Genomic DNA, 17,683 nt, shown 5'->3' on the forward strand with positions numbered 1-17,683 from the left:
CATCCTTATCAAAAGATCCCTGTCAGCTTTTCCTTGAAAGGAAGAGGGAGTTTATTTATCAACCCCTTCTCTCTTTCCCCTATAATATTTAAAAATCTGAATCCCGCGAAAAGCAGGGCCAATCCCAGGATCATCAGTAAAATCAGCAGAACGGGCGAATCCCATCTCGATGAGAGAAACGCGAGAGCGGCGGTCGGAAGAGCGGCCAGGTAACACCTTGCTATAAAACCTGACGGCACTTTGATATCCGGCCTGAAATACTTTACAGTCACTCTGAATACAACGACCTCTACCGCCAGGATCAGTACCACGGGGAAAAACGCCCCCCACAAACCATACTTGGGGATCAAAGCAATATCCAGGCCTATATTCAATATCGCCATCACCGTGAGGACAAGCATGTTAACCCAGCTTTTTCCAATCACATAGAGGGCCATACTCATCGGAGTATAGAGAAACGAATATGAAAAGACAATAAAAAACAATTGCGTAAGCCGTGCCGAGGGAACCATTTCGTTTCCGTAAAGCAAAGGAACCATCGGTTTCGCGAAAGCGAATCCCATCGCGGCAACCGGTATGACGAGCAGGAAAAGGAGCCTGTAGTATATATCGATAGCTTCGGCAAGTCTCGAATCGTCTTTTGAAAAGACTTCGGACATCCCCGCCATCACGATAGGCCAGATAGTAAGCGGAACGAATTCAAGCGCCATCTGTGGGATATCATATGCCAGGCTGAAAAATCCGGATGCCTCGGCGCCTGAATATCGGCCCAGGAATATCACCTCGGAATGACGCCAGACGATCTGAGTAAGCAGACCGGTGACTACAAAAGGCAGGGAGTATTTCATTATCCTTCGTATCCCCGGAATATCATCTCCGGGCCTGTCGTCTTCGCGGATCAGTTCCATTATCCCGGGGAGTAGTATGACTGTCGAGAGGATATCGATGATCGCTCCGGCTGCAAGATACCCGATTATCCCCAGCCCGGCCTTTAGAAGCAACATCATCAAAACAAGATATGCCACGTTGGATATTGCCGTTACGATACTGAGACGTTTCGTGACATACCATGACTGAAGAATATTCGTGACCATCGAGATCAAGACTTTGAATATCACGAGGGCGACGGCTGTCACAAGATAGATATTAAAATTATCCGGCCTGTCCTCATAAAAAGAACCGAGCTCTTCCCTGAAAAACCAGACGGCACCCAGCAGGATCAACCAGGCTGCCACCTGCAGCAGCAGCAGTCTTTTTACATTTTTAAAGAAATCACCCATCCCTCCCCTGACGCGCCTCGAGGGAAGATATTTAAGCATAGCCTGCGTCCCGCCGAGCGCGACAATGATCATGGCGAAACCGGATATCGTCTTGAGTATACTCAGTACACCCCAGTCATGGCTTCCCAGTATCCTTACGACTATTATGAAACTTACCGGTCCGGCGAACAGCCTTGCCAGCTTCGCCAGGATATTCCATGACATCGCCTGTCCGACTTTTTCGTACGTCATCTCCGCTCCATGCCGCCGTTGCCGGGTAGTATCATCCCCGCAATTTCAGTCAACGAGATCCGGTCTGGCACCGCCGGGACATTCGAATACAGAACACTGTCCATGCACGGAGCGCCGGGGTGATATCCGTGCATGCCGGCGATCGGCTTCTTCCCCATGAAACACGGTACTATCATCACGCCAGGATCGGCCAGAAAGATCATCTCCCCGAACCTCTGGTCGTCAAACCATACTCCGAGCCTCCGGAGTTCTTTTTCTTCGAGGATGCGGCCTCCCTTTATATCTGTCAGAACATTGCCGACAAGTTCCCTGCCCCTGCCTGAATTGAACCTGAATCTCGCCATCGTCGAATCGTAAAATGGTATGTAGTCTTCAGGGACTGACAACCCGAGCCGGCCGATCTCCCCCATCACATCGATCACCGCTGTCACGTCGCACATACCGTGATCTCCCAGAACGAAGATCCTCAGGTCGTCGCGGGAAGAGGCGATCTCACCGATCCTTTTTTCATACCAGCGCAGGTGGAGCCCGGTCTCTTCAGAAAGCGTTCCGCGTCTGTGAAGGGTCGAATCGAAACCTGCCGTATACAGTAAGAAAAGACCATCTCCTCCGCCGTCAAGGGCAAGTGCGAGATCGTTGAACGCTTTTTTCTCTTCCGTATTGTAATAACGGATGAACAGTGGGATATTTTTCCGGAGCGCCGTGTCTATGATTGTCTCACGCCCCGGAACACTCCCCGGTGAAAAAAGTTGCTTTCTCGCGGGCAGGTCGAGAAAAGAAAGCTCCCTCGCGGGTACATCGTAGAGATTGTAATAAGCGCTTACACCGATCGACCTTGTTATCTGCCGGTCGATGATCGTCCTGACCCATCTTCTTTCGGTAGATACAAAGCGGGGCATATTTCTCAGCCATTTGAAAGGAGACCCCTGCTGGTCGAACGAATACATCATCCATAGTCCGTGATGGTCCGGTAAGGCGCCTGTCATGATGGTGGTAAGAGCAGCCTGGCTGAATCCGAAGACAGTCTCGGCCTTCGCAATTTTATCAAGCCCGGCTGGCCTGAAATCGTGATGCCTTGTTATATCGTATCCCAGGGCATCGATTATTATCATCACCGTGGCGGCCAATGTATATCAACCTTTCCTTCCAAAGACGAGCCGATTCCACTCATCGCTGAGCCTGCCGGCCGCTTTGGCCCAATCGCCCTCACCAGCTAAAAATATCCGATCATTCGGCCCGATGACCGAACCGGTCCCACGCGATACTGCATGGTCGAGAAGCAGTACTCCCGCTTCCCTCAGCTTTTCAAGAGGCGATGATCGGGCCAGAGCGAGCCCGACAGAAAAGACTGTCGATGCTACCGTTCGAAATGGCTTATCGCGAAGATAGCATCTCCACGCCGTAATATAATCCTTTTTAAACGATTTTGTCCTCCTGCCGGCAAAAAGGTCCGAAGCGTTCTGCTCCTCTGCCCCGACGGCGGCGCCTCCCTGAATGAACGATTCACATCTTTTCCAGCAACCGAGCAGGTCGGCCGCGACCTCGAACCAAAGAGATCTATCAGTTCCTGCTGAAAAAGGCGGCACCTTGCCGGAGGGGTCGAGCTTGTACTCCGACCATTCTAGCGCCTTCATAACTGCCCCCTGGCCTGCCAGCCTGACGCCCGGATCATCCTCGCCAGCGCCGGCAACGTACTCAGCCCGTTCCCTGTAGCCGGAGATGAAATTTCCAGATACGCATAAAGACGCCGTGATGATGTCGGCGTATCCCTTTGCCGCCTGATAGAGAAAGTGATGCCTGGAAAGCGGCCCCGAAGATGTATCGGGAGGCCACTCCCCGATAAAGGAAGCGATCCTGTTTTCCAGAAGTATGATCCCCTCGCGGCGGTCGACCTCTTCCGGCCTGAAATCTGGAAAAAACCCGGACGCGCCGAGGTCTCCTCTCAGGACGATCGCCCTCCGGTTTATATCATATACTCCGGGAGACCGTGGAAACCTGCCTGTCTCGCCAGCGGTCACTATACCTACGTCGACATGCCCGTCGAAGACAGCGTCCGGGAATAATGATTCGCATTCTCCGGAAAGCCGCTCTTTTTCGGGAAGAAGCTTCATCAGAAGTCCTTTGTCCTCGATTATCGCGAGAAGATCTATGTCGGACAGAAAAACGGGGCTTTCGCCCCCGAACAGTATGCTCCCCTCGCCGATCGAGAAACTTCCTGTCAGCAGAAGGGATTTCAAATTATCTGGTCCGATATGCCCGGCGAGAAGGTCGCCGCAACATTCAAGAGACTTTTCGAACCGGTCGTGATAACGTTTTTTTATCTTGTATAGAGGATCGCCCTCGGCATGATGGAAAAAGATATTGCTACTCTGCCGGCCTTTCTCATTTCCCTGATTTTGCAGCAATCAAACCCGCCTGTATATGAATTCGGGGATATAGTATTTCTTCCTGTTGAGGATCGAACCGAGGAAATGTCCATCGAGCTTTCGCACCATCATTATCGCTCGCTGCACCACTTCTCGCTTGGTATGTCCAGCCTGTATGACCAGGGCTATTCCGTTGGCCCGCGAACCTATAACGGGAGTCTCGGGAGCTTCCAGTACCGCCGATGTGTCTATGATGACATAGTCGTATCTCGCTCCGGTCTCGGCTATCAACTCGTCCATCAGGGCTGATTTAAATAGCGGCTGAGTGACATCGGGCATACGGACAGAACCACTCGTAATAATATCAAGGACCCCGTCATCTACAGGCCGGATGATCTCTTCCAGCGTCACGTCGCCGGAAAGGTAATCTATGATGCCTTTTTCGTTTTCTATTCCGAAAAGCTCATGTATTTTCGGATCGTTTATCGCGCAATCGATAATCAGCACCCTGTCCGCTTCACTCTGGGCCAGAACTCTTGCCAGGTATGAAGCTATCAGAGTCTTTCCTTCGCCCTTTACGGCGCTGGTGAACATGACGACCCTGGAATCTCTCTCCTTGAACTCGGAATCGATCGAATTTCTAAGGTTCATCAGGGAACGCCGGAATTCGTCGTCGACGCCGGGGATAAAAAGATCATCCCCACCCGAGGCAGGCTTGACCGGCCTTACCGGACGCTGATTCTTGATTCGTGGAGCCCCTTTTTTCATCTCCGCTTTTCTAAGGGCATCAAATATCTTACTCAAATCAGACAACCCCCTGGTCGAGATATCGCTACATCGGCCGATTTCGACGCTCCGTAACTATACTCTCCTTGTTTTCCAGGTCTCTTATCGCCTCACGCACTATCTTTCCGTCGAGCGAGTGAGTGTTCCCCACATATCCGAGAAGAAGGACACGGTCGCAGAGAACATTGATCAGTCTCGGCGTCCCTCCCGAATAATGAAATATCTCTTCGAGCGCGTCCCCCGAAAATACCGGTCCGTTGTTATCCTCGGAAGCGACATGAAGACGGTACTTGATATAGTTATCCGTCTCCTGGCGGTTCAGCATCGGGATCTTGCATATCCCCGGTATCCGCTGGCGAAGCTGTCGCATCTCGTTGAGGTTGAGCATATTCTCCAGCTCCGGCTGGCCGACGAGCATTATCTGTATCAGTTTTCTATCCCTTGTCTCGAGGTTCGAGAGCATTCTCAGTTCCTCAAGGACGTCCGGCGAGAGATTCTGCGCCTCATCGATGATCAGAACGGTGTTCCTGTTTTTTTCATACTGCGATATAAGGAACCTGTTGAGGGACAGAAGCATCTGCGCCTTGTTCATCCCCTCGACGTCCAGCCCGAAATCGTTGCATACGAGATATAGAAGCTGATCGAATGGAAACTTCGTCGTAAAGACGAAAGCGACTTCCAGAGAGGGTTGAAAGAGATCGATAAAGGCGTTTACCACCGTTGTCTTTCCCACTCCCACCTCTCCGGTCACCGCGATGAAACCTTTTTTCTGAAAGATCCCGTAAGTTATATAGGCCAGCGCGTCCCTGTGGCTCTCACTCCTGTAGAGAAAACGCGGATCGGGAGTCACGTTGAAAGGCAGTTCCTTGAATCTGTAAAATTCTTCGTACATCCTGGCCTATTTCCGTTCCATATCAGGAAAACTCGACAGCACCTGGAATCCCAGAAGGTCTTCGGCTTCCGATATATTCTTGATCGAGTGATCGAGATTATCTATGAAAAATGTAAACCCGAGCGCTATTACAAGGCTGAAAATCGGGCCTAGGGCCATCCTGACATAATCTCTTGTCTTCTTCTGGTTGCCAGGCGTGGCCGGCGCCAGTATCGTTATAGACCATTCAGGATTACTGGCAAGCGCGACTTTCGATGTCATGTGCTGGTTCTTCAGATCGCTATAGTTTATCGCCAGCCTGTCTATCGCCCTGTCTATCCTCTCAAGCTCCACTCCCTTTTCCGGGTATGAATCCTTCTCAACCACGATCGCGTCGATCATTTCCTTGAGATCCTTTTCCCTAGCGATTATATGAGAAAGGTTTGTTTTTCTTGCTTCGATGTTGAGATCGATCTCGCTTTTCAGGAAGATGTTTATATCCGATATCTGTTTGCGCACCTTTTTAAGTTCCCTGTGCTCGTCGGTATACGTAGCGGAAAGTTCCGATTCGGACAACTTCAGTTCCTGCAGCTTCTCGACATATTGCTCGATCATCGTCTTCCTCGTCCCGAACGAAAAGTTCCAAGCGGCAAGCATAGCCTGTGAATAGACTCCGTTTGACTCGGCCTTTTCCAGCGTGGTTATGACGTCCTCCACCTCGCTGCGTTCTTTCTGGACGAGATCGAGTTCAGTCCTGTACGCTTCGATCCTGTTAAGTGTGTTTCGTTCCTGAGCCTGGATATCGACTATTCCCCATTCTTTTTCAAGCATACTCTTTCTCTGCCGCCAGTATTCGAGATCCTCATTCACCCTTGTGAGCTCAGAGGTGAAAAAATCATCCATCTCGGGAGGAGTCCTCACCTGCTGGTAATATTCCTTGTACGAATTGACGATCGCGTTGACCGCCGCTTCCGCGAAGACCGGATCGAGACAGGTATATGTCACCCAGAGGACGTTCGAAGTGCTGATAACGCCAGATACAGTCGATCCCGGATTTATCTTTTCGGGAGTCTCATAACCATCCGGAAGAAACGAGGGAAGCATATCATTGGCCCTGTCAAGAACGACCTGGGAACGGACCATCTCGATCTGCGAGGCTATCTCCTCTTCCCAGGTGAGGACCCTCACATAGCTGTTAAAGACTCCCGGAGCCTCTCCCCTCTTTACAAGCATCTTGCCTACAGATTCGTAGACTGCCGGTTCCTTCAGGTTGAGAATAATCACGAAAACCGTCGAGATCAGGACTACGCCGACGATGATCCATTTTCTTCGGAAGATCACCTCGAGAAAATCCTTCACGGTCGATTCTTTTACTACACTCTTGTTTTCCATAAGGCTACTGGCTCCGTCCGACCGATCTGTAAAACTCATACATCGTCTTTACATTCACTACCTGCCATCCCCTTAGATAAAGATCGGCCGGTTTGGCGAGGATATCAAACATTTTATTAGAAAAGTCCGCTGCCGAAGATATCCTGGATTTAGGGACCATCACAATATCGTAAGGCCTTATCGCGATGTCGAGATCATAGTGGTTTCCTTTGATGATATCGTTGATATTTACTTCGATACCAACGATGTGATCGGGAGCGATCCTTCTTATCACCACAACGTTGTTCTTCCTCGCATCATCATTGAGCCCGCCCCCGGAAGCGAGAAGATTGAGAAGAGTCTGTCCCGGCCTGTAATCGTATCCTCCAGGGTTTCCGACTTCACCCAGCACATAGACCAGGCGTTTGTCGAATTCCCTTACCATCACGGCTATATCGGGATCATTGATTATCTCCGAGAACTTCTCGGTGAGGATACTGTCTATTTCATCGGTAGTCCTGCCGACTACTTCGATATCGCCGATATACGGATAGGATATCCTTCCGTCCGGGCGGATCTTTATATTTTCCCTGGAATAGTTTCTGTTATAGAGAAAAAGCACATCGATGACATCTCCGTATCCCAGAGTGTAGATGCCATCCTCTTCAGCCTGCGGAAGGGCTGAGAGATCGAGCGTCGAAGTCTCAACGATTCCAGCCCTGTTGTCGATAATCCTGTTTCCGCCTCCACATCCGCCGAGAATCAGGGCAGATAGTGTCAACAATATTACCATATCGAGGCAGAATGTAATTCTTCGCATTGGTCTCCAGATTCAGCTACTTCAGGTCCGACCCTGTAATTCCTTTAAATCGAGGAAAAGTTACCCTTTCAGGCGTAATATGTCAAACAAGAATTAGGGCAAGATGCATGCCAGAATACTAGTAGGCCCCTTTCCTGGCGATAACTGCCGGAATGGTCTTTAGCATTATTTTAAAATCAGTTACCAGACTTCTTTTCCTGATATACTCAAGATCCAGCCTCATCCATTCGTGGAAACCGATATGGCTGCGACCGGTGATCTGCCAGAAGCAGGTTATGCCTGGGGTGACTTCGAGACGTTTTTTCTGCCATGGCAGATAGTGCGCCACCTCCGACGGAAGATTCGGGCGCGGACCAACGATACTCATATCTCCTTTTATGACGTTGAGTAACTGAGGCAGCTCATCAAGGCTCGAACGCCGTAGAAACCGTCCGACCCTGGTCACTCTCGGATCCTCTTTGAGCTTGAAGATCGGTCCGTCGACTCCGCTGAGAGGCCTCAGATGACCGATTATACTCTCCGCCCCCTGTAGCATCGAACGGAACTTGTAGAAATCAAATTCCCTGCCACCCTTGCCTATCCTTTTTTGTTTAAACAGGATAGCTCCGTTCGAATCCAGTTTTATCAACAACACTATTACCGGAATGACTGGAAGGAAAAGAAGCAGGATCAATCCCGCGATGATGATGTCTGTCGCTCTCTTGAAGAAGGTGAAAAACCTGTCCTCCCTGATCTCCGTGCATTCATTCATCGAAAAAGCGGAGATCCCCGATGTAGCAATCGTCTCTTTCAGTTCCGGATATCCAGCCATCTCTCCTCCAAAAAAATGCCCAGGCCTGTGACTTCGGCCTGGGCATTGTGACGTAAAAAAACGCCTGTAATAGAAACTTACTTCACAATCCAAAAGTTAAACCAGCACCGAAGCAAATATCTATAACAAACGTTTCTCTAAGTACACCTCCCTGTACTTCATGGATTGTATCACAACGCCACCGCGCCTGTCAACTCCTAAAATCAACCGTAAACTGATTATGACATCAGGGCGGAATAAAGAAGCGGGATCATGACCTCGTGATGGCCGGTAAGGGAGATAGCTTCAGCTCCAAGGCCGGCAGGGCGCCTGAGAAGATTCTCTCCTGGGCGGTAATGCTGGATCATGTCGATATTGGCTGTCGTGAGTCTTTCAAAAGGGGCCCCGAGGTTCCTCGCCGCGCTGTAAGCCTTGAGAAAAACCTCTGGAAGGATCACAGCCGAACCGATATTCAGTACGACTCCGGTCGAATGTCCGAGGTTATGGACCCGCTGGCCGAATATACGAAAATCCCGGGCCGAGAGCTCTCCCCATTTTCCCCCGTCGTACCCAGGGTGCTGGGCGACTATATCAGTACCGATCGATATATGCATCGTAACAGGGATATCGGCCCTGTACGCCTGGGCAAGAATGCTCTTCGCTGCGTAAGGCGCTTTTGCAGTTGTTATATAGCGGCCTATCGACTCGCCAAGTCCGAGCTTGTCGTCAGATCCCGCCTCGACAGCTTCAAAAAGCATTCCGGCTGTCTCCGCGCAGAAGCCGAAGGTGCCCGTTTCGAGATTCGCAGCGACATCTTCGGAAGTCTTGCCAAAGAAGGCGATCTCGAGGTCGTGGATAGCGACAGCGCCGTTCGCTGCCAGTGCGGTAATATACCCTTTTTTCATCAGAGATATCAGGTATGGCGGGAGTCCGCATTTTATCACGTGGGCTCCTATCATCCATATCATCTCTTTTTTCTTTGCCGCTTTCGCCCTTCTGAAAGCCAGCACGAGCTTGCGGAACCTTTTCGCGGCAAGCTGATCAGGGAGAGAATCTATCCAATGCCTCAGGGCCTTTCCGCCCTTCACAGGCTCTCCATAGTCATCGACGGAGACCTTGCTTTCGCGCTCTGATATCGAAACGGTCCGGACACGGCTGAGATCGATCTCGTTATATTTGCTCGTCATCCTGGAAGATTCCCCTTTTTTCAAGCACCCTGATCGAGTCGGGACTCTGCTGATACTCCTCAAGCACCGCCTCGAAGGCCCCGACGATCACCTTCGAACGCATCAGAACAGGCATCTTGAACGTATCATCGGTCAGCCATATTGTCAACTTACCCTTGTTCTCGAATATCGCGCTCGTCTCGAGGACAGGTTCGATCACTACGCAGTCGAACTCACCGGCGGGAACAATTACCCTTTCCCGACCCAGCATCTTGATATATATCGGATAGTTTCTTCCGCTGGCATGATTCGCCATCGCCACCGCCTGCCCCGGTTCGAAATCAAGCGTCCTGACGTAATAGAGGGCGGCAAGAATATCGCGCGTATTTGGCGCAATAGGCATCTCCTTATCCTTGTAGAGCGCCAGATGTCTCTTCTGATCGAAGACATACTCCCTGTCATACTTGTATTTTCCCTCTCTCAGATGCTTCTCGAACCTCAGCGAGTAGAGATTTTCATAATCGATGAAGGATTCATGCCTGTCGCGGACCTTGAATATCTTGTCGAATACCTTGTTCGTCCTCGCAACGGAGACTATATGGTAGCATCTTACGCTGTCGATCTCCGCTATATTCCTTACTTCGAGGGTTGCCGTACCGGCGTTTATCAGCCCGTACCTGATCTGGAAGATCAGGTTCTCACCCTCGCTGAACGGCACCCTTGACGCGACAGGATTGACCAGCTCGAAACCCTCGAGCTTCTTGATACCATGGTCCTTCGTCCCTACAAGAGGCAGCTTTCCCCCTGCTTCGTCGGCAGAGATCTGCCCTGAAAAGAGGACGATAAATCCTGATAGAAGGGCTACCACCCTTCCCGGCCACATTGATGCTGAATCCACATATTTAATTATCATAATACCTTTATTACCTGTCCGTTATGCTCTTTACCTTACGCCATTTCTAATTCATATCCGTGCTTCCGGATCTTCTATTTGCAAGGAACGTGCTAGAATGGTGGAATAAGTGAGCCGCGACCCATTGTTCCAGCATCAGTTTCGCCTGTCTCGGTTATTCATGAGGTCCGTCCACAACCTGATCACTGTATCCTTGTTTATCGGTATAAAGTTACCTTTAGCATTCCTGTCGAATTTGAAAGTCTCGACAGCATTTTTATTCGCCGGATAATATTCAGGTTTTCCGTTCCGTGTCACCTCAAGGAGATAAAAGGGACCGAATCTTATAAGGCGATTATCGGCCTTTTCAAGAAGACCTGCTTTTATCATATCGATCATTTCTTCCGATGGTTTGCCTAGAGCGGAGAATCTCCATCCATCGGCCTCTTTTGTCAATGATAGCCTCGCCCGCGCATGACCTTCCGCCATGATGATGAAATTGTCATTGATATATTTGCACAGATCGACAATAGAATCATCGGCGCCTAGGGTCGTCAGGTCACCTTTTAGATTGTATTCGGCGTAGTGGATTCCGACAGATACTTTCTTCTCAAGCTCCTCTATTTTCTCTTCCGGCTGCAGATATCCCCCCTCGACAAGTTCTTCGCATGGATGCGATCTCAGAAAATCAGAATATCTTTTTATAACAAGCTCCTGCAGCTTATCTTCAGCGGCGGCGCTTTCAGATTGAGAATCGGCTGACTGGGTCATAAGGATCATTAAAACCGGAATTGCCAGAATACAGCTCAATTTTACGAATCGAGTCTTTTGTCCTCTACGCATAATATCCTCCCTTTCCCTTTCAAGCAGTTCCTAAGCTTTTGTAGCCGCCGACTTTCTCAGGTAATTTGAATTTATCCAGTTCCAGTTCAGGATCAGATGAAGCACCCCCGACAGGGCAAGGATTATACCTCCACCCTCATGCAATATTTCGTACATATTGTGAGAAAGTCTCGCGTGAATCAGCCCGGTCACGACCTGATTGACGAAGAATATCCCAAGGATCAGGTTAACAACCTTAAGAACTCCCGTCTTTTTCATGATCCACCTCCGTTTTTGAAAAATGCCTGAAGAGCATCTCTGTCATGAAAAATGATATGGCAAATACTACAGCCGGGACAACGATCCCGAAAAGAACGGATTTCATCAGTTGTCCTCCCTGCTGCCGTGATGTTTTCTCCATGAATGCCAGGCAAGTATAAGCCCGGCGAACGAAGTCACGTAAGCGAGTGTCATTCCAAGCACCATCTTCAGTCCATTGTCCATTTAGATTATCCTTTCCTCTTCCCAGTATATGAAAATCTACTTTTATCCGATCATCTCCACTCGGAGTCCGCCTTCAGGCAGACCGCCCGGCCAGCCGATTATTCCTCCCACTTCACCTTCTTCTCAAGCTCTTCCATATAACCCTTCTGCTTCTCTTCGTACGCCTTCGATATGGCGGAGAGTTTGGGGTTGATTATTTTTACCATGACAAATATTAGAACGATACCTATAGCCAGGAGGGCAAATCCGAGCGGCATCAAAAGGGCGCTCAACGCTCCCCCTATCAGTATGAGAACGTATATTACAGGTGAGATAATCACCGTCACAGTATCGTGGATCGTCCATCTCTCAGCTTCATCGCTTGTCCATTCTTTTCTGAACATCAAGATCATCTCCCTGGGTGATTGATATCAAAACAGGCGACATCTATTGTATTCCATTTTCTCCGCTCGCCGGAGCGATCGTTCCTCATAACAATCCGCGCTTTTGCGCTTCCCGCCTTACCGGGCCCCACCAGCCGACAGGCCGTGACATGACATAGAACTTGACCAGCCTGTCCATCTTCTCCGGTTTCGTGAAGAATGTCACCGGGATGAAGACAACGGCTCCGAGAAGCATCAGGAGCCAGAACTGGTGATAATCCTTCAGCTCGGGCAGAATCCCGAACGCCGGAAGCACCCAGACGACAAGCCACGAAAAAACGAGGTTCGAGACCCAGGCGGTCAGGTACCCCCAGCCGTTGAACCTCCACCAGACGACCTGTAGTATCCCCGGAAGCCATATACCCGCCGCCATTATCCAGAGGGCGAAGATCAGCCACTCAGTGATATTCTCCATTATGGAACCGAAGATAAAAGATCCAGCGAGCAGTATCACAGTCCCTATCCGTCCGACCCTGACAAGCTTTTCCTGGGTCGCCTGAGGATTGATGTAGTGGTGATAAAGGTCCCTTGTTATATAGACCGCGCCGAGATTCAGATGCGTAGATATCGTCGATATATGTATCGCCACTATGGCGGCGAAGAAGAACCCTATCATCCCCGCGGGCAGATTCTCGAAACCGAGCCGGAACCAGCCCATCTCGTAATCTTTCACATCGCTGAGGTTCGGATAGAGGACGAAAAAGGCGAGGATCGCGGCGCCCCATAGGGCGTTCCTGAAGATGACGAGAGCCGACCCTGCCCATATCGACCATGACGCGTCCTTGACCGTTTTTGCAGACTGGATCCTCTGCGCTTCGGGAAACCAGTCTATCGCGGTTCCCATGCCGAGTCCGCCAAGTATTCCGATAAACAGCATCGTCAGAAACCAGACCATCGGAAAATCTCCGCTGAGAAATCCCGTGAAATTGAACGGGTTGAGCCTTCCCGCCTCTCCCATCACCTCAAGCTTCGAAATTATTCCCGCCGCTCCGCCGGCAGCATGGATCCCCCAGAAGGAGACTATGATTATCACTATGAAAGCGATTACTCCCTGCTGGAAATCGGCCATCACGACCCCCCAGTATCCAGCGGCAAGAACATAGACGGCGCAGACTGAGGAAAATACTATAAGGCCTATCCAGAGCGGCCAGCCGAACATGAATCCGCAGACCTTCCCCATAGCTATACCGACCCAGCCGAGGATAAACATATTGAGAAAGACCTGCCAGCCCGCTACCCAGCCGCGGAGCAGCTCGCCAGACATCCCGCCGAAACGCTGAGACTGCCACTCGGCCTGCGTGTAGGCGAGAGAACGCCTGAATATTTTAGTCGATACAAAGGCGCTGATCGCGCACCAGGCCGAAAAAAAGGTGTACCAGAGGCCGGCGAGGCCGAACCTGTATACAACTCCCGAGACCCACATCGGCGTATCGGTCGCCGTATGCGTAGCATATACGGAAGATGCCGGAAGCCACCACGGCAATCCCCTGCCGGCAAGGAAAAAGTCCGCCTCGGATCTCTTGCCGAGCCTGTAGAACCTCACTCCGCTTCCTACCATCAGCACGATGAACGCTATCAGCCAGAACCAGTCGAGAAAGCTGAAAACGACCATTGATCCTCCTTGTTATCTACTCTACTGCCTGTCGACCGTTATCTCGTCGATGAATATCCAGGACCTGCTGCCCTCGCCTGGATGGCCCGGCGGACATACTCCTATGTTCTCCGCTCTGACCCTGACATACCTCGCGCGCACGCTGAGGTTTTTTGAACGAGCCTCCCATATTTTTTCATCATCCGGTTCTTCGTTGAAAGGATTTTCAATCTCTCCCGCGTCGCTGAAGCTCTCGCCGTCAGAAGATACCGCGAATCCGACTCTTACCGGCAGAAATATCCAAGCTCCTGGATCGTTCATGAAACCGGCTGATATTTTCTTTATATCGATTTCTTTTCCAAGATCGATCACTGCTTCTAAATCGATCCCCTGGTATCCCTGCCATCCCCCGGTTCGAAAATCCTCGCCTCCCCTGATCTGGTCGACAAGCGCGAGCGGGCCTCCGCCGGAATAAAGAGGACTGTATTCTCCCGTGAGCTTGACGAATATTCCCTCCTTGATCCGGGTAAAGTGGCTCATGAGCGTTCTGCTCCCGATCATCCCGGTTTTGTACGCGGCTGCTTTAATAGTGGAAGTCTCTGTTATAGTGAACGGTTTCCCGTACAGCCTTGACTCCGGTCCAGGCTCGCTGCCATCGGTGGTATACCTGATTTCCGCCTCATTCTCGGCGCATGAAAAGGAGAGAGTCAGGCTCCCGGTAAAGATCCTCCCTGAGGTATCTATCACCGGAGACGGACAGACGATCTCTTTCTCTATCCGGGATATGGGGACGTTTCCTTTTCCCATCCCCCAGGAATAGGAAGGCTCGGGACCGAGTTCGAGTTCCAGGGCGCCGCCGTGGACGATATCCCGATGCGAGATGAACGACCTGTCGTACTTCTTGCCGTTAAGGGTGGCAGATCGTATATATATGCTCTCTGGCGTATCCCTTCGCGCCGATACGATGAATGACTTTCCATCGCTGAGTTCGATCTCAGCCTTATCAAAGAGAGGCGAACCGATAATATAAATATCATCTCCGGGAGTTACCGGATAAAAGCCCAGAGCGCTCAGCACATACCAGGAAGACATCTGCCCGCAGTCCTCGTTGCCGCAAAGACCATCCGGTTTGTCGCCGTACATCGTGTCGATGATCTCCCGCACTCGCCTCTGCGTCTTCCAGGGGGAGCCGGTGTAATTATACAGGTAAGCCATATGCTGACTCGGTTCGTTCCCGTGGGCGTACTGCCCGATCAGGCCTGTGACATCAGGTTGATCGAGGCCTTTCAGATCGCTCCTTTGCGCGAAGAGAGAATCGAGTTTCGCTTCGAGCTCCGCCATCCCTCCATGCAGCATCGCAAGTCCGCTTATATCCTGCGGAACGTAGAAGCTGTACTGCCATGAGTTAGCCTCGGTGTAGTGGAAATTCACCTCGGCTGGATCGAACGGCTCGATGAAAGCGCCGTTGAGCCTCGCTCTCATAAACCCGGTCGCCGGGTCGAAGAGGTTCTTGTAGCTCTGCGCTCTCCTGAGAAACTTCGCCTCGACATCGGCGCGGCCCATGGCTCGCGCCATCATCGCGATGCACCAGTCGTCATAAGCGTATTCGAGAGTCCTCGACACCGACTGCCCGGCATCCTCGGAAGCTATGAACCCGTTCGCCTTGTACGATTCGAGACCGAGATGATCCTGGCTGGCGCTCGATATCATCGCCTCGAGAGCAAGCTCTGAGTCAAAATCATCTATTCCTTTTATATATGCGTCGGCAATGACGGGGACGGCGTGATACCCTATCATGCAACCCGTCTCGTTAGCGCCGAGTTCCCACACCGGCAAGGCGCCTCCCTCTTTGTACTGCCTGAGGAATGTCTTCATAAAATCGACTGTCCTTTCAGGCTCTATTATAGTAAAAAGAGGATGAGCGGCCCTGTACGTATCCCATAGAGAAAATACGGTGTAATATTCGAAATCATCAGTGCTGTGTATCTTAAGATCCCTTCCCCTGTATCTTCCATCGACGTCGCTGTAGAGATTGGGAGCAAGAAGGGAGTGATAAAGAGCGCTGTAGAATGTTCTCTTCTGACTCGTGTTACCCCCCTTGACTATTATCCTGCTGAGAGATCGGTCCCATTCAGCAAGCGCTTCTCTCGCTGTCTCATTGAAATCCCAGTCGGGGAGTTCGGCATCGAGATTTCCCCGGGCCCCTTCTATGCTGACGGCGGATATCCCGACCTTTACGAACAGAACACCTCCGTCGCCTGGATCGAATGTGAACCACCCTCGGAGATCCTCACCGGATATTTCCTTCACCGTTTCCGACGCCGGATCGCCGCCTATTGATAAGGCGTGTCTAACGATCGGCCGCGAGAACCTCGCAACGAAATAGACATGCTGATCTTCGGCCCATGCCCTCGATCTTCTGAACCCAGAGATTTCCGTGGAACTGTTTATATATATGGCCGAATCAATGACCTTGTCCCTATGCGCCAGGTCTATTACTATCGCCTCTCCCCTGCCCTCGGGATAGCTGTAGTGATGGAATCCGCATCTTCGAGTCGCTGTGAGCCTTACACCGATATCGTGGTCATCAAGATATACCGAATAGAATCCCGGAAGAACCGTCTCGCTCGAGTGGTCGAAACGAGACCTGTACCCGGCTTCCCCGTCAGCACCGTTTTCCAGTGACGGCTTTGTCTCCGGCGGGTCCAGCGGAATACTTAACGGCATCAGGAGGATATCTCCATAGTCGGAGCAGCCAGTTCCACTCAGGTGCGTGTGGCTGAATCCGTAAATATAATTATCAGAGTAATGGTACGCCGAGCACCCGTCCCATCCTGTAAGCCTCGTGTCTGGACTGAGCTGCACCATGCCAAAAGGGATGGTCGCTCCGGGATAGGTGTGGCCGTGGCTCCCCGTGCCGACGATAGGATCGGCGAGGACGGCGAATCCCAGGTTGCTTGTCAGGAGGCCTGCCAGTTCCGCGGTACTGGATTGAAACAGATCCTTACCTTGAATGATGGCGCCAGGTTCTTTACTCATAGAGGGAACCGGCGTAATTCCCGAAAGAAGAATGGACGAAACCGCGACTAAACAGAAGGCTAAGCGGAATTTACCTGTCATGCCCTTCCCCCGATCGCCTGGAAAGATATCCGACCACCTAAAGAACCGGGTCTGAACTATTGATCTTACGCTTTCGGATTATGATTCAGATCATCGATGAAAGTCCAGAGATAACATCGCTGTCAGAACAGATTAAAAGCAGGGAAGATCAAAATCGTTACGTTATCAAACCAGCAATGATAAAGACGATAACGACGCTCATAAACTCAACGATAAGTAATAAGATAATATTTTGCCCGTTCATACCGTCACTGCAAATATCATTCAATAACAGTGAATTTGGCAATTTGTGTCGTTGATTCTCTGGTTCGTCTGTCCATTACTGTTACTGATAATTGAAATATTCCTCCCCGGAGTTCTTTTGCGTCAAATTCGATACGTTCCCGTTGTGTTTTTCCATAAGCTGACGTTTCATATTTAACTGATACCAAGACCTTCTCCCAAAGGCTTGATGAGGTTGCTGATTCTGTAACTCCCGTTACGATTTGAAATAAGGTCTTTAGCCTTTAAACAGATCCGGTAGTATCCCGGATCCAGAGTAAATGTAAACTGGGCTGGAATGAGTGATGTTTTTTCAGGATTCAATCCTTTGAACGATAAACTCGTTTTCTTTTTCGCGGATACAATTTCATTCATTTCCATATCATGAAT

Annotated in this window: 15 protein-coding genes; all 15 read right to left on the reverse strand. The window is 50.6% G+C overall.

The window, feature by feature from the left end:
- Positions 1 to 8 precede the first annotated feature (8 nt).
- The 15 genes from JW814_07550 to JW814_07620 all read right to left on the reverse strand — a co-directional run bounded on the left by JW814_07550 (position 9) and on the right by JW814_07620 (position 16,951).
- Complete coding sequence (locus JW814_07550) at positions 9 to 1,511, reverse strand: flippase (protein MBN2071293.1); 1,503 nt, start codon at positions 1,509 to 1,511, stop codon at positions 9 to 11.
- Complete coding sequence (locus JW814_07555) at positions 1,508 to 2,638, reverse strand: alkaline phosphatase family protein (GenBank protein MBN2071294.1); 1,131 nt, start codon at positions 2,636 to 2,638, stop codon at positions 1,508 to 1,510. The genes JW814_07550 and JW814_07555 overlap by 4 nt, the downstream gene beginning before the upstream one ends.
- Before the next feature lie 6 nt (positions 2,639 to 2,644).
- Positions 2,645 to 3,916 (reverse strand): hypothetical protein, encoded by a 1,272-nt coding sequence (locus JW814_07560; protein ID MBN2071295.1) that lies wholly within the window; start codon positions 3,914 to 3,916, stop codon positions 2,645 to 2,647.
- Positions 3,917 to 4,681, reverse strand: a complete 765-nt coding sequence (locus tag JW814_07565) for a CpsD/CapB family tyrosine-protein kinase (GenBank protein ID MBN2071296.1) — start codon at positions 4,679 to 4,681, stop codon at positions 3,917 to 3,919.
- Between the two features lie 28 nt (positions 4,682 to 4,709).
- On the reverse strand, positions 4,710 to 5,555 hold the full coding sequence (locus tag JW814_07570; protein ID MBN2071297.1) for an AAA family ATPase: 846 nt from the start codon (positions 5,553 to 5,555) through the stop codon (positions 4,710 to 4,712).
- Positions 5,556 to 5,561: 6 nt separating this feature from the next.
- Complete coding sequence (locus JW814_07575) at positions 5,562 to 6,926, reverse strand: hypothetical protein (GenBank protein ID MBN2071298.1); 1,365 nt, start codon at positions 6,924 to 6,926, stop codon at positions 5,562 to 5,564.
- A 4-nt stretch (positions 6,927 to 6,930) separates the two neighbouring features.
- A complete protein-coding gene (locus JW814_07580) occupies positions 6,931 to 7,725 on the reverse strand; it encodes a polysaccharide export protein (protein MBN2071299.1) in 795 nt (264 codons plus the stop codon).
- A gap of 118 nt (positions 7,726 to 7,843) precedes the next feature.
- Positions 7,844 to 8,476, reverse strand: coding sequence for a sugar transferase (locus JW814_07585; GenBank protein ID MBN2071300.1), 633 nt, complete (start codon positions 8,474 to 8,476; stop codon positions 7,844 to 7,846).
- A gap of 278 nt (positions 8,477 to 8,754) precedes the next feature.
- Positions 8,755 to 9,702 (reverse strand): hypothetical protein, encoded by a 948-nt coding sequence (locus JW814_07590; GenBank protein MBN2071301.1) that lies wholly within the window; start codon positions 9,700 to 9,702, stop codon positions 8,755 to 8,757.
- Positions 9,686 to 10,594 carry a DUF3108 domain-containing protein gene (locus JW814_07595; protein MBN2071302.1) on the reverse strand — a complete coding sequence of 303 codons (909 nt, stop codon included), beginning with the start codon at positions 10,592 to 10,594 and terminating at the stop codon, positions 9,686 to 9,688. Before JW814_07595 ends, JW814_07590 begins: the two co-directional genes overlap by 17 nt.
- Before the next feature lie 135 nt (positions 10,595 to 10,729).
- Positions 10,730 to 11,416, reverse strand: a complete 687-nt coding sequence (locus JW814_07600) for a hypothetical protein (GenBank protein ID MBN2071303.1) — start codon at positions 11,414 to 11,416, stop codon at positions 10,730 to 10,732.
- A gap of 30 nt (positions 11,417 to 11,446) precedes the next feature.
- Complete coding sequence (locus JW814_07605) at positions 11,447 to 11,674, reverse strand: hypothetical protein (GenBank protein MBN2071304.1); 228 nt, start codon at positions 11,672 to 11,674, stop codon at positions 11,447 to 11,449.
- Between the two features lie 323 nt (positions 11,675 to 11,997).
- Positions 11,998 to 12,288 carry a hypothetical protein gene (locus JW814_07610; protein ID MBN2071305.1) on the reverse strand — a complete coding sequence of 97 codons (291 nt, stop codon included), beginning with the start codon at positions 12,286 to 12,288 and terminating at the stop codon, positions 11,998 to 12,000.
- Positions 12,289 to 12,367: 79 nt separating this feature from the next.
- Entirely contained in the window at positions 12,368 to 13,933 is a 1,566-nt protein-coding gene (locus JW814_07615; GenBank protein ID MBN2071306.1) for a sodium:solute symporter, read from the reverse strand.
- 21 nt (positions 13,934 to 13,954) lie between these two features.
- A complete protein-coding gene (locus tag JW814_07620; protein ID MBN2071307.1) occupies positions 13,955 to 16,951 on the reverse strand; it encodes a GH92 family glycosyl hydrolase in 2,997 nt (998 codons plus the stop codon).
- Positions 16,952 to 17,683: the final 732 nt, after the last annotated feature.

It is taken from the genome of Candidatus Krumholzibacteriota bacterium (assembly GCA_016932415.1).
Lineage (GTDB): Bacteria > Krumholzibacteriota > Krumholzibacteriia > Krumholzibacteriales > Krumholzibacteriaceae > Krumholzibacterium.

Coding starts and splice junctions, on each gene's coding strand:
- JW814_07570 (MBN2071297.1), bottom strand. CDS start 5,555: ATGTACGAAGAATTTTACAGATTCAAGGAACTGCCTTTCAACGTGACT.
- JW814_07615 (MBN2071306.1), bottom strand. CDS start 13,933: ATGGTCGTTTTCAGCTTTCTCGACTGGTTCTGGCTGATAGCGTTCATC.
- JW814_07590 (MBN2071301.1), bottom strand. CDS start 9,702: ATGACGAGCAAATATAACGAGATCGATCTCAGCCGTGTCCGGACCGTT.
- JW814_07620 (MBN2071307.1), bottom strand. CDS start 16,951: ATGAGTAAAGAACCTGGCGCCATCATTCAAGGTAAGGATCTGTTTCAA.
- JW814_07550 (MBN2071293.1), bottom strand. CDS start 1,511: ATGACGTACGAAAAAGTCGGACAGGCGATGTCATGGAATATCCTGGCG.
- JW814_07605 (MBN2071304.1), bottom strand. CDS start 11,674: ATGAAAAAGACGGGAGTTCTTAAGGTTGTTAACCTGATCCTTGGGATA.
- JW814_07600 (MBN2071303.1), bottom strand. CDS start 11,416: ATGCGTAGAGGACAAAAGACTCGATTCGTAAAATTGAGCTGTATTCTG.
- JW814_07585 (MBN2071300.1), bottom strand. CDS start 8,476: ATGAATGAATGCACGGAGATCAGGGAGGACAGGTTTTTCACCTTCTTC.
- JW814_07595 (MBN2071302.1), bottom strand. CDS start 10,594: ATGATAATTAAATATGTGGATTCAGCATCAATGTGGCCGGGAAGGGTG.
- JW814_07580 (MBN2071299.1), bottom strand. CDS start 7,725: ATGCGAAGAATTACATTCTGCCTCGATATGGTAATATTGTTGACACTA.
- JW814_07575 (MBN2071298.1), bottom strand. CDS start 6,926: ATGGAAAACAAGAGTGTAGTAAAAGAATCGACCGTGAAGGATTTTCTC.